Genomic DNA, 12,510 nt, shown 5'->3' on the forward strand with positions numbered 1-12,510 from the left:
CCTCGACGTACCGCAACCGGACCGTACTCAATCGAGTCGCCCGGTGGGGGCCGGATGTGACAGTGGGTCGGGTCAGTCCCCGGCGATGGCGTCGAGGCGTGCCCGGTCGGCCACGACGATTCCCCGGTCCGTCAGCGTGACCGCGCCGGCCTGAGCGAGCCGGGCCAGTGCCCGGTTCACCGTGACGCGACTGAGGCCGAGTACGCGCGCCAGCTGCTCCTGCGATCCGCGCCAGGCGACCCGCTGTTCCCGGTTCTGCTCGTGCAGCCACCGAGCGACCCGGGCCACGGCCGGCATCGTGGCGACCTGGGCCAGCCTCCGTCGGGCGGTCATGGCGTCCCGTGCGAGCTGGCCGAGCACGTGCCCGCGTACCGCCTGTTCCTCCTCCAGCAGCCGCAGGAAGGCGGCGCGAGGCAGTAGTCGCGCGGAAACCGTGGTCATCGCCAGCAACCCGGTCGAGGGTGGACGACCGTCGAGCACCGCGGGCTTGTCCACGATCGCCGGAGCGGTCCACCGCTCGGGCCACATCTCGGCCCCGGTGGACCTGACGTGCGTGGCCACCACCGTTCCCGACAGGAGGAACACCACGGAGCGCGCCACCGCGCCGGCCGGCCGCAGCACGGCACCCGCGGGGAAGCGCACCAGTCGTGTCTGGCTCGCCAGCGCCTCCAGCGCGGTGGTTGGGAGAACGCGCAGTGCCGGTACCGAAGCCAGGGAACTCATGTATCAACTGATACCGCGTCCCGCGGTCGCGCGACCCTAGCCTGCCGGAATGTGGATCGTCGAGTTACGTTTCCTTCCCACCCCCGAGCGTCTGGCGGCACGTCCGGCCCACCGCGACCAGCTGGCTGCCCTGCACACCCAGGGTGTCGTCCGGATGGCCGGGCCCCTCGCCGACGACACCGGAGCGGTGATCGTCCTGGATGCGCCCGATCGGGAGACCGTCGACGCGATCCTCGCCGCCGACCCCTACTTCGCCACCACCGGCGTCGACGTCGACGCGGTTCGTCAGTGGCATCCGTTCCTGCGGTAGCCGCGACCGAACGTCAGGGACCACCCGACCGCCCGCGCCACCCTACGATCTGCCCCATGCGTCGAGTCGCGCCGGTACTGGCCCTCCTGCTCCTGTGCGGTCTGTCCGCCTGCACCTCCGAAGCCGAGCCGGAGGAGGGTGCATCCACCACGTTGACCGTGCTGCTGGACCCTGACGTGACGACCGCGCAGAAGACCGCGGTGGAGCAGCGGTTGCGCGCGATGCCGAGCGTGGCGGACGTCGTCCTGAAAACCCGCGACCAGGCGTACGAGAGGATCCGCGAGGACTCACCGGACCTGCTGGCGGACGTGAAGCCGGAGCACCTGCCGGAGTCCTTCAGCGCGACGGTCACGGACGCGTCGGTCGCCGAGGCGGTCAATCTGGTGATGGGTACGGTCGCCGGCGTCGAGTGGGTGGGGCTCACGATGGCCGAAGCCGATCCCCTGCCGACCCGGATCGGGGCGATCGTCCGGCTGGAACCGACGGTCACCGGAGAACAGCGCGCCGCCGTGGAGGAGGCCGTCCGGGCGCTGCCCCACGCGGAATCGGTCGAGTTCGAGGACCGCGACGCCGCCTACGCGCGACTGCGTGAGCAGTGCCAGGGCAAGGGCGACCTCGCCGCGCAACTGGACTCGCGGATGACCCGCCCTTCACTGCGGGTCACACTCGGCATGAAGGGCAGGGGCGAGACCGATCTGCCCGGGATCGGACGTCTCGACGGCGTCGAGGGGCTGCACCTGGTGCCGGTGGCGATGCTCTGAGGCGCACCGGCACGTGCGAGAAGGCGGAACGCTACCTGTCCGAGCCGGTCAGCCCGTCCCGGAGCTCGGCCGCCATCTCCTGGGCGGGGCTCCCCCGACCGGCGGCAGGAGCATTGACGCCGGATCGCATGATGGATGCGCTTCGCACCGCCTCACGTTCCGGATCGGAAGATGACATGCCTGTGCTACGCCGACGCCGACAATCCGGGGCGGCCGTTTTCCTTCTTGCGAGCATGGTCACCATCGGCATGGCCGGGTGCACATCACGGCACGGTGAGTGGACCCCGCAGCCGACCACCGGAACCGTGCCCACGGTGGCACCGCAGCAGCTCCGCAACGCGGTGTCGGTGCAGGTGGTCGCCCGAATAGACGAGGCCGTCTGCGCCGAGGGCGGAGGCGGGTTGCCGGGCCCGGGCGCAGACGGGGACTGGTGCTACTTTCTTGACCCCGGTCTCACGTTGACCCAGGCCGAACGAGTTGAGCTGCAACAGACTCCGCTCGGCGAGTTCGTCGTGGTGGTGACGCTGCTGCCAGAAGAACGCGCCCAGTTCGCTGCCTGGACGACGCGAGCTGCCGGGCGTCAGATTGCCATCAGCGTCCAGGAGCGAGTCTTGGTCGCGCCTGAGCTCCGTGAACCGCTCAGCGGCGACGCTGTCCATATCTTCGGCATTGCCGAGGCTGACGCGCGGACCCTGCTGCGGCAGCTGTCCGGCTGAGGCTCAGCCCTCACCTGCCCTTGCGGCCGCCCCCGGTCATCAGCTCGCCGGCATGAGCCGTGTCGTCAGCTCACCCGCTGCTGGTGAGCATGCGAACCGATAACCGCAGGCCCGGGTGATCGAAGACGCGAGGAGCCATCGACTCGTCAAGCACGACACCGTCCGGCTGGAAGACGGCATCGATGTCACGAGTCGCCCGGCGCGCGCCGTAGGCCAGCGCCGTCGCTACGTCGTCGACAGGGCCCGTGGTGCGGTGACGGGGGCGGGTGACGCTGCCAGGGCACGGTGATCCTCGACCTGCCGGCCGCCATGGGGTTGCCCACCACACCCGCGAAGGCATCGTCGAAGAGGCGGCCGGGAACCTGTGCGGGTGGGCTCCACAAGGGGATACCGAATCCGGCCGGCTACCGATAGTGTCCACGGATCGCACCGCCCGTTCATCCGGAGGGCTCCGTCATGAGTTTCGGACTTCCGTGGCTGCCCCGAACGGTGGCCACCGTACTGCTTCTTCTCGGAGGAGTCGGCGTGCCGGCCACGCCCGCCTCGGCGTCGCCGGCGGGCGCGGACGTCACTGTCGACCTCGCCGGCGGGACGATTCCACTGGGGATTACGAAGAAGACGCTTCACCTGAAGCTCAGCAACCGGGGCGACGCGACCCCGGCCCAGGTCGTCGTCCGGGTCGACGCGTCGGAGCTGGACGAGTCCAGTTTCAAGATCAGTCTCTGGCCGACCGGCGGGCTGGCCGAGTGCGACGGCGATTTCATCGGTTGGTACTGCAACCTGCTGCCGGATCAGCTTCCGGGGCCGGGCGAGACGGTGGAGCTTCCCGTCGTCGCCACCGTCCAGACCGAAGAGCCGCTCGCGGGACGGATCAAGGTGACGGTCGAGGTCAAGCCGGTCGACACGAACCCGGCCGACAACACGCAGTGGTTCCCGATCGAGGTGGTGGATCACCCCGAAGCCGACCTTTCGGTGGTGGCGCCGGACGTGACGCAGTCGGTGCGGATCGCTGCCGACGGCAGCCTCGCATCCACCGGCACGTTGAATCCGGGCGAGACGGGCGCGGTGCGCTACACGATCGCCAACCAGGGGCGGAAGCCGGTCGATGGCGTCAAGGTCGAGCTGCGCTTGCCTCCCCGCGCTACGTTCACCAGGCCGCCGGGTGAATGCGTCCTCGGTGACGCCGGGCGTGCGGCGGTCTGCACCTACGACCGGCTGGCCCTCGTCCCTGTCGACCAGGACACCGCCCCGAACGACCAGTTCCACTCCGCCGTCGAGCTGTACCACCTGGTGACCGTGTCGGCCGACACGAAGGCGCCGGTCACGTTGCGAAACGGGACCGTCCGGGTCGAGAGCGTGAGCGATCCGCGGTCAGACCGTTCGAACCGGGCGCGGAGCGACCTTCCCACGAACGCCGTCGCCGTACGGGCGGTCGATGTGGACGACAGCGACAACCAGGACGGGTTCGCGGTCGTCGTGGCCGCGAACAGCAGCGGCGGAGGTAGGGGCGGGGACCCCGGTGACGGTGGTGGCGCTGGTGGTGGCGGCATCTTGCCGATCACCGGTTTCCCGGCCGGGCTGACCGCCGGGAGCGGCCTCGCCATGCTGGTGGGTGGCGGCGCGCTGCTGCTCCTGGCCCGGCGTCGCCGGGCCGTCCGATGACCGTCGACGGGTGACCTGGAGATCTACACGGTGGCGTCGTCGGCGGCCAACCGCGACGTCCCGCACGGTGGCCGGGTGTATGAGGTCCCGCTCGACCGCGTCGCCCTCCTCAAGCGCCGCGATCGAGCGGCGCAGGGTGCCCTGCGTCTCGTCCTGGTAGACCTGGCGGGGGATCCACGGGTGCTGCTGCGCTCGCAGCGGTACGAATCATGATCACGGCGCAAGCGGCTCCCCGAAGGGGCGCCGAGGTGCGGAGGAGTGGGCTGGAGGTACCACCATGCGAACCACGTGGCGGCCATCGCCGGTGACCCATTGCCGCTGCGGATGTGCAGGTCAGGAGCGCGGCTCGGCGGCCCGGCGCAGGATCAGGCGATCTGACGGAGATCGCTGCCGTAGTCGAAGATGATCCGCATACGGGCGCCCAGCGCTCGAGCGTACCGGCTCAGGGTCGCGACCTCGTTGGCCTCCAGGTCGCCGTTCTCAATCTGGCTGACCCGGCCCGGCGTGACCCCCATCAACTCGGCCACCTGCCGCTGAGTGAGACCGAGCCGCTTACGCTCCTCGGCGAGGTGGAACGCGCTGACCCACGCCTCGGTACGGGCGCGCTCCACATCGAGCGCGTCGTCGTCCCCGTCGTGCAACTCGGCACGGATGTCGTCCCAGTCATGGAAGTCGCCCATCAGCCCTCCCTCCGCTTCCTCTCAAAGGCGAGCCAGCCCTCGTACGCGACCTCGGCGACCGGGATCGCTTCCTCATACCATCGAGACCAGTCGCCGGCCTTGTTGCCGGCCACCAACAGCACCGCCTGCGACCAGGGATCAAAGACGAACAGAACCCGGATGGCTACGTCCCGCCCAGACCTTGGTCGCAGCTCCTTGAGGTTACTGATGTTCGAACCTCTGAGCGTGTCGACCAATGGACGCCCCAAACCCGGGCCGACTTCAGCGAGCATGTCGATCGCCACGTTGACCGACCGGTACGTCGCCGGATCGGTTTGGCGGAGCGAGCGCAACCAGTCGCGGACATCGCTGGTCGTTCTGATCGCCCAGCGACGATCGGAGCCGTGAGGCATAGGGCTAACTATAGCCCAGCCTATACCTCAGGACAGCATGCGAACCGAGAAGCGCAGGTCGAGAGCTGAATGACATCGGTCGGTGGGCCGCCTGGGACTCGAACCCAGAACCTAAGGATTAAAAGTCCTCAGCTCTGCCATTGAGCTAACGGCCCGATGCCCTGTCAGGCTACCCGACCACCCACCCCCCGGCTGATGCCCGTCCCGGGTCGAGCCGGAGCGGAAGATCACCTGCCGCCAGGGACGACGCCGCGGCGTCGCCGATCCCGGGTCGTCCCGCGTGAGTCGTGTGGTCCGTCTCCCGAGCTGCTGACCGCCTGCGACCGTGGGGCCCGCTGACGAATTCCTGTTGTTCCCTGCCGCTATATTCAGCGCATCGTCCCATCGAGGGACCTCGTTCCACGGGGAGAGAACATGAAGTCTTGGCGCCTCCGCGCGCTTGCCACCACCGTCGCGGCTGCAGCGGTCGCCCTGTCGATCACCACTCCGGCCGTGGCGGCTGCTGCCGGTCCGGTGCTGGAGGTCGATTCCATCGCCTTCGACCGCACACAGGTCGACGTCACACCGGACTCTGCCAGCGTCTATCTCACGTGGACGATCACCAACCGGGCTGCCAAGGCCCAGCGGATCAACGGCGTGGTCGAGCTGCGCCAGTTCGCTGGGGACGAGCAGATCGGTCAGCCCCGCACGGTCAGCTACGACCTGGAGTGGGGGCGGGCGCAGGTCGGGGGCTCCGGGACGGCACAGGAATCCACCTACTCCTACGAGTTCTCGGTGCCGCGTTTCGCGCCGGTGGCCGAGACGGTCTGGCGGGTCACGAAGGTGACCATCGCCGACGACGTCGCCCACGCCCGCACGGTGCGTGACCCGGGTCCGGCCGCGCTCACCGTGACCCAGCTCGTCGACGCTGAGGGGCCGCGCGCCGAGCTGTTCTACTTCGACTTCGACCAGCCGCGCGGCTTCTACGACGACGGTTCCGGGGTGACGCTGCGCTACCGGGTGCACATCGTCGACGAGTCCGCCTTCAAGAAGGGCAAGCTCACGCTCGCCGGCCCGGATGGCATCCGGCTGAGTTCCACGTTCCAGCTCACCCGGAGCGGTTCACAGTGGTCCTGCAACGGCGAGACGGCCTGGGACCCGGCCGGGGTGAACTGTCCCGTCTCGGTCGTCGTGCCGGCCGGGACGCCGTCCGGCACGTGGCGGGTCGCCCGGCTCGACCTGACCGACAGTTGGGGCAACACCCGGGCTGACACGTCGCCGGAGGGGCCGATGCAGGTCCAGGTGAGCCGCAACGACAAGGTCAGCGCGTCGGACTTCGCTCTTACCGATCCGCAGGTCAACAACTGGCGTACGCAGGCGTCGACGGCGCTCACCTTCCGGCCGCACGGCGCGGTCGGTGGTCTGGCCTCCGTCGACGTCGACCTGTCCTGGTGCTCGCAGCCGTCGAGCACGCCGACGGTGGGTGACGACGGCACCGTCTCGGTGGAGATCCGGGTGCCGTCGGGCTGGGCCAGTTCCTGCAAGATCGACGGGGTCAAGCTGACCGACGGGGCGGGCAACGTCGCGTTCTACGGCACCGCCTACGGCGCCCCCGACCTCGGCCTCACCATCACCCAGGCACCGGACGAGAAGGCGCCGGTCGTCCTCTCGGCGACGCTGCCCAAGGCGACCTGGACGCAGCAGGAGACCGAGGACGCATGGGGCCTCGGCTTCGACGTCACGGTCGAGGTCGACGACTTCGCCCCGGTCTCCGGGTTCAGCGCGACGATCTACGACAGCACGGGCGTCTCGCGGGGCGGCATGTACGGCGGCGAGCACGACGACGGCACCGGTCTCTTCCACCTGGCGGTGTCGACCGGCCGGCTGGAACCAGGGCGGTACACGATCGGCTTCTCGCTGACCGACCAGGCCGGGAACACGAGCATGTGGGGTTACCCGAACGGCGCCGGCAACCCGATTCCCAACGGCCCACTGGTGCTGACCGTGGTCGCCGACTGAAATCCGGTCCGGTCCGGCCCGTCGAGGCCGGACCGGACCGCGCCGGGCGCGGATCACCTTCACCGGCCCGGTCCACCAGCACCTTCGTGACCCAGTACGCCGCACAGCTTTCCGCGCGCCTGGGCCGGTACGCCGATCGAGGACATCGCGTCCACGTAGCGTCGATACGCCTGAGCCGCCTCGCCGTGCCGGCCCGCGGCCGTCAGAATACGGATGAACTCGCCGTGCACGCCCTCGTCGTAGGGCTCCAGTTCGAGAGCGCGCCCGAGGTGGCGGACGGCCTCGTCGGTCTCGCGGGCACCGTGCGCCAGCGAGGCCAGCGTGCGGACCACCCGCAGGTAGACCCGACGTGCCTCTTCGCGGGTCGGTCGGGACCAGTCGTCGTACGGCTCGTCCTCCAGGAAGTCTCCCCGGTAGCGCTGCTCGGCGAGCAGGAGCGTGGCGCGTGCGTCGTCGGTCTCTCCCTGCTCGGCCAGCCGGAGGCCGTGTGCCGACTCGGCGAGGAACTCCTCGACGTCGAGTTCGAGGTGACCGACGTCGAGCGCCAGGCTCGGGTGCGCGGCGATGATGAAGTGGTCCGTGGGCCTCCGGCGCTTCGGATCGAGCACGCCGCGGAGGGTGGAGAGGGCCACGGACAGCCGGTGACTGACCCGGGCCGGGTCCTGGGCGGGCCAGAGCATCTCGGCGAGCTGCTCCCGGGGCACCGCGCGACCACGCCGCGCGGCGAGGATCCGGAGCAGGTCCCGCGCCTTCCGCGACTGCCACGCCGCGGCCAGCACCTGCGAGCCGTCCACGAACACCTCGAAGCGTCCGAGGGTACGGACGGTGACCTGAGCGACGCGGCGGGAGTGCTGCCGGCTGAGCGTCGGCGGCGGCACTCCGGCATCCGTCAGCCGCTCGGCGGCCAGCCGGGCGTTGACGCGCTCCTGCGGATCCGCGCCGGGCAGCCGGCTGAGCAGCACCGCCACTCGGTCCGCGGCCACGCTCGACCTGATGTCACCGAGGGTCGCCGCCGCCTCCCGCCACGCGCGGCGGGTGTCGTCCGGGTCGGTGGCGGCAGCCCCCCGAAGCTCCAGCGCCTCGGCGAGCGCCGCCCGGTCACGGTGCAGCCGTGCCGCGGCGGACGCGGTCAGCGCCGCCTCGGCGGCCAGCTCACGATCGCCGATCTCCAGCGCCACCCAGCCGAGCGCGAGCCGGGCGGTCGCCGAGTCCGGACCGCGCTCCAACTCGACCGCGCGTTGGGCCAGCGCGAACGCGGTGGCACCGTCCTCGGCGGCCAGCACCCGGGCCAGACCGGCGAGCGCCGGCACCTGGATCTGAAGGTCGTTGACGGGTTCGCTGGCGCGCAGCGCCTCCTCGTACGCCGCGCGGGCCAGGTTGGTACGGCCCCGCAGCGCGTGGATGTCGCCGATGCCCACCAGGGGGTACGCCACCTTGCGTGACCCCATCCGTTGCAGGAGCGGCACGGCGCGTTCGTAGCACGCGGCGGCCTCGGCGAGCCGACCGAGCCGGAAGCACGCGGCGCCCTCGTTGAGAAGTGCCAGCGCGAGCATCGCGGCGTACCCGTTGGTGTGGGCAAGCTCCACCGCGGGTCGCACCTCGGCCAGCGCTTCGAGGTAGCGGCCCTCGCCCACCAGGGCGGAGGCGCGGTTGGCCCGGATGCGGGTCACCTGGACGATGTCGTGCGCCGCCTCGGCGGCCCGGAGCGCCTTCTCGTGGTGCTCGTCGGCCCCCGGTCGGTCACCGCGCAGCTTGGCTTCCAGGGCGAGCGCGGTGTGCGCGGCGGCGAGCGCCTCGTCGCCACCGATCGCCGCCGCCGCCGCGAGGGCCCGCTCGGCGTTGTCCCGGCACGCCTCGGCGTCACCCGTCGTCCACTGGGTCGAGGCGGTCCAGGCGAGTAGCCGGGCGTTGTCGGTGGACGGCTGCGGATCGAGCACACCGCGCCGGAACACCTCAAGGGCGGACTGCGGCTCGCCGCGCAGATAGTGCACGAGCCCGTACCGCCAGGCGAGCCCGGCGGCGAGGGATTCCTGGCGGTCGGCCAGCGCGCCGTACACGGCGAGTGCGGTGTCGAAGTCGCCGCGCATCTGGAGCGCCTCACCGTGGAGCAGCCGCAGGCCGTCGGTTCGGGCGTGGTCGGGCAGCGACTGGAAGGCGTCGGCGACGGCCTCGGCGCCGCCCGAGGCGAGCAGCTCCGCGCCGTGGTCGGTGAGGATCCGCGCGATCGCCCCGGTGTCACCGGACCCCGCGTACGACCGGAGGGCCGGGACGAGGAAGCCGTGCTCGGCGTACCACGCCGCCGCTTTCGCGTGCAGGCGTCGCACCGCCGCCCCGGGCAACGGGAAACGACGGCGGGCGACGTGGGCGACGACCGGCACCATCCGGTACCCGGGCCCGCCCGCCGTCGCGGGGACGAGAACGCCGGTGCGCGCCAGTTGGTCCAGCCGGTGGCCGCCGTGCCGGTGCCCCAGGAAGCGGCACAGGTCGGGGTGGGTCCGGTCGAGGTGCGCCGCGTCCCGCAGCAGCCGGTGGACCTCGGGTGGCAGCTCGGCGAACACCTCCCGCACCAGATAGGACTCCACGGCGGTCCCCGGCTCGGCAAGACCGTCCCAGTCCGTGCCGCCGGCACCGGCCGCCTGGGCGGCCAGGGTGACCAACACCGGCCAGCCACCGGTCGCGGCATGGACCCGGACCGCCAGTGCCGGGTCGGCCCGGCCGCGGTCGGCGGCGAGTACGGACGCCACCTGGTCGGGCGAGAGCCGGAGATCCGCCGGACCGCGCTCGGCGAGCAGCCCCGACCGCCGTCGGGACAGCGGTGGCGGATGGCGGGTCACCAGCACCACCCTGAGCTGCGGGGGAAGGCCCTCCAGGGTGTCCAGCAACGCCTGTAGCCGGTGCCGGGACAGTCGCGGCACGTCGTCGAGGACGAGCCAGCCCGGTTCGTCGGCGGGCAGGTCCAGCGCGGACCGGGCACCGAGGGCGGCCAGCCAGTCCGGTCCGGTCGTCGCCAGCGTGGCGACGTCCGCTCCGTCGCACCAACGCACCGGGCGGTCGCCCAGCCAGCCGCGTACGGCGAGGGTCTTGCCGTACCCGGCTGCGCCGACCACGAAGGTGCACCGCCGGCTCCACCCTCGATCCGCCGCGGCGTCCATCCGGTGCCTTCCCGTCGAAGCCGGCCGATGTCCTATTGGGCGCCGTGCCGGCGGCCGTGCGTACGCGAACGTCGCCGTTACGACACCGAAATCCAAGCGTATTTGACGCCGCCTTGACGACGCTCTGAACCTCGCCTCGAAGGATTCACCGGGAAAGGCACGCGGCCGGCGCGAGCGTCCCGGTCCGCGTCTCGTGATCGATCCTGAGGAGTGTCATGTCAAGAATGCCGTCGGGACGCGCACTGCTGGCAGTGCTGGTCGTCCTGCCGACGCTGGCCGCGTTCAACGCCGTGCCGGTCAGCGCCGCCGAAAAGGCGGGCCCCGGGGTGTACGACGACGAGCCCGTGGAGCGCGAGATCGAGTTGGCGCGGCTGGGCTACCAGAACGGTGTGCGGGTGGTGTTCTCCCGCGACGAGACCTCCGGCGACTGGGGCCTTCGTCAGGACGGGCAGATGGAGCGCAACGTGCCGCTGGCGTACGACGAGAAGCAGAGCATGCTGGCGGCGTACCTGACCCTCACGCCCCGGTCCGTGCCGGTCCCGCGGGCGCTGCTGTCGGAGCCGCCGGCCGGCACGCCGACCCCGCCGGAGCTTGCCCACCGGACCATCGTCGCGTCCCTGGTCGTCGCCGACAACCTCGCCGTGCCGACATCGGGTGGCATGTCCACGGCGGCGGCGAAGACCTGCTGGGACCTGAACTGGGACCCGTACAACTGGGCCGAGCTGCCCGGATCCCCGAACCCGGCAAGCGTGTGGCACCCGGCGAAGACCTACTACTCGTCCAGCTACGGCGGGATGAAGATGTACTCCTACAGCTACCTCGCCAACTGCGGCGGGTTCGCCCGGCACCGGATCTACTACAAGTCGTTCGGTACCTACTACAAGCAACACGACTCCGAGGTGGCGTTCTTCCACTGGCAGGCGATCAAGAAGGGCTCGGTGCACCGCTACCGCAAGGTGCACTACGACGGCGCGGCGGGCGACACCCGCAACGGCAAGTACATCGGCTGACAGCGCGGTTGGAGCCCGGCTGAGCGGGTACGGGTCGGGCATGCGGATCGTGGTCGTGGGAGCGAGCGGCAACGTCGGCACCGCCCTGTTGCGGCGGCTGCGGCGGGAACGGGGCGTCGAGCTGGTCGGGGTGGCCCGGCGGCTGCCCGGCCCGGACGCCGGTGAGCCGTACGACCAGGTGGAGTGGCACTCCTGCGACATCGGCCGGCCGGACGCGGCCGGCCAGCTCGCCGAGGTCTTCGCCGGTGCCGACGCGGTGGTGCACCTGGCCTGGCAGATCCAGCCCACCCACGACCAGCGGGTGCTGCACCGCACCAACGTCGGCGGCAGCCGGGCGGTGACCGACGCGGTGGTCCGGGCGAAGGTGCCCGCCCTGGTGTACGCGTCGTCGGTCGGCACCTACGCGCCCGGTCCCAAGGACCACCCGGTCAGCGAGCGGTGGCCGACGACCGGGGTGGACGGCTCGTCGTACAGCCGGGACAAGGCCGAGGTGGAGGCGATGCTCGACGTCGTCGAGCGGGAGCAGCCGGGGCTGCGGGTGGTGCGGATGCGCCCCGGTCTGATCTTCCAGCGGGCGGCGGGTACCGAGATCACCCGGTACTTCCTCGGCCCGTTCGTGCCGGTGCGGCTGCTCCGCTTCGGTCGGCTGCCACTGGTGCCGACCAACCGGCGACTGCGGATGCAGGCGGTGCACGCCGACGACGTCGCGGACGCGTACGCCCGGGCGGTTCTGGGTGATGTGCGCGGCGCCTTCAACCTGGCCGCGGACCCGGTGCTGACCCCGGAGCTGGTGGCCCGGCACTTCCACGGCTGGACGGTACCGGTGGCCGCCCCGGTGCTGCGCGCCGCCGCCTCGCTGACCTGGCGCGCCCGGTTGCAGCCGATCGACGCCGGCTGGGTGGAGCTGGCGCTGAACGCGCCGCTGATGTCCAGCGAACGGGCCGAGACCGAGTTGGGCTGGAAGCCGCGCGTCGACGCGCTCGCCGCGTTGAAGGAGTTGTTCGCCGGCATGGCGCACGGGGCCGACACGCCGACCCCGCCGATGGCGGGCGGCCTGCGGGTCAGCACCCCGCTGCCCGGTCACGGCAACCCGTACTGAGGATTCG

General features: G+C 71.2%; 12 protein-coding genes and 1 tRNA gene. 8 read left to right on the forward strand and 5 right to left on the reverse strand.

Going from position 1 to position 12,510, the window contains the following annotated elements; genetic code table 11:
* Window positions 1–72: 72 nt before the first annotated feature.
* Window positions 73–723 carry a Crp/Fnr family transcriptional regulator gene (locus D7223_RS09760; RefSeq protein ID WP_120727357.1) on the reverse strand — a complete coding sequence of 217 codons (651 nt, stop codon included), beginning with the start codon at window positions 721–723 and terminating at the stop codon, window positions 73–75.
* 49 nt (window positions 724–772) lie between these two features.
* Here D7223_RS09760 and D7223_RS09765 point away from each other — a divergent pair, with 49 nt between their 5' ends.
* From D7223_RS09765 to D7223_RS32735, 5 genes are all read left to right on the forward strand, one after another.
* Entirely contained in the window at window positions 773–1,033 is a 261-nt protein-coding gene (locus D7223_RS09765) for a YciI family protein (protein ID WP_120727359.1), read from the forward strand.
* Window positions 1,034–1,089: 56 nt separating this feature from the next.
* A complete protein-coding gene (locus D7223_RS09770; protein ID WP_120727361.1) occupies window positions 1,090–1,794 on the forward strand; it encodes a permease-like cell division protein FtsX in 705 nt (234 codons plus the stop codon).
* A 314-nt stretch (window positions 1,795–2,108) separates the two neighbouring features.
* Window positions 2,109–2,510: a SecDF P1 head subdomain-containing protein gene (locus D7223_RS09775; protein ID WP_158610852.1), complete on the forward strand. Its 402-nt coding sequence runs from the start codon at window positions 2,109–2,111 to the stop codon at window positions 2,508–2,510.
* Between the two features lie 525 nt (window positions 2,511–3,035).
* Window positions 3,036–4,172: a COG1361 family protein gene (locus tag D7223_RS09780; RefSeq protein ID WP_120727365.1), complete on the forward strand. Its 1,137-nt coding sequence runs from the start codon at window positions 3,036–3,038 to the stop codon at window positions 4,170–4,172.
* A gap of 75 nt (window positions 4,173–4,247) precedes the next feature.
* Entirely contained in the window at window positions 4,248–4,385 is a 138-nt protein-coding gene (locus D7223_RS32735; RefSeq protein WP_158610853.1) for a hypothetical protein, read from the forward strand.
* A gap of 152 nt (window positions 4,386–4,537) precedes the next feature.
* Here the strand turns inward: D7223_RS32735 and D7223_RS09790 are convergent, their stop codons facing one another.
* From D7223_RS09790 to D7223_RS09800, 3 genes are all read right to left on the reverse strand, one after another.
* A complete protein-coding gene (locus D7223_RS09790) occupies window positions 4,538–4,852 on the reverse strand; it encodes a transcriptional regulator (protein ID WP_120727370.1) in 315 nt (104 codons plus the stop codon).
* Complete coding sequence (locus D7223_RS09795; protein ID WP_120727372.1) at window positions 4,852–5,244, reverse strand: type II toxin-antitoxin system RelE/ParE family toxin; 393 nt, start codon at window positions 5,242–5,244, stop codon at window positions 4,852–4,854. The genes D7223_RS09790 and D7223_RS09795 overlap by 1 nt, the downstream gene beginning before the upstream one ends.
* An 83-nt stretch (window positions 5,245–5,327) precedes the next feature.
* Window positions 5,328–5,399 (reverse strand) — tRNA-Lys (locus D7223_RS09800).
* Between the two features lie 259 nt (window positions 5,400–5,658).
* Here D7223_RS09800 and D7223_RS09805 point away from each other — a divergent pair.
* The gene (locus D7223_RS09805; RefSeq protein WP_147252623.1) at window positions 5,659–7,242 is read left to right on the forward strand and encodes a hypothetical protein; all 1,584 of its coding nucleotides are present in this window, start codon (window positions 5,659–5,661) and stop codon (window positions 7,240–7,242) included.
* 59 nt (window positions 7,243–7,301) lie between these two features.
* On the opposite strand, the gene D7223_RS09810 is transcribed toward D7223_RS09805, so the two are convergent.
* Entirely contained in the window at window positions 7,302–10,394 is a 3,093-nt protein-coding gene (locus D7223_RS09810; protein WP_120727377.1) for a tetratricopeptide repeat protein, read from the reverse strand.
* A 224-nt stretch (window positions 10,395–10,618) separates the two neighbouring features.
* On the opposite strand from D7223_RS09810, the gene D7223_RS09815 reads away from it, so the two are divergent.
* Both D7223_RS09815 and D7223_RS09820 read left to right on the forward strand, forming a co-directional pair.
* On the forward strand, window positions 10,619–11,404 hold the full coding sequence (locus tag D7223_RS09815) for a hypothetical protein (protein ID WP_120727379.1): 786 nt from the start codon (window positions 10,619–10,621) through the stop codon (window positions 11,402–11,404).
* Window positions 11,405–11,444: 40 nt separating this feature from the next.
* Window positions 11,445–12,503 carry an NAD-dependent epimerase/dehydratase family protein gene (locus D7223_RS09820; protein ID WP_120727381.1) on the forward strand — a complete coding sequence of 353 codons (1,059 nt, stop codon included), beginning with the start codon at window positions 11,445–11,447 and terminating at the stop codon, window positions 12,501–12,503.
* Window positions 12,504–12,510 lie beyond the last annotated feature (7 nt).

The organism is Micromonospora endolithica (assembly GCF_003626595.1).
Taxonomy (GTDB): Bacteria; Actinomycetota; Actinomycetes; order Mycobacteriales; family Micromonosporaceae; genus Micromonospora; species Micromonospora endolithica.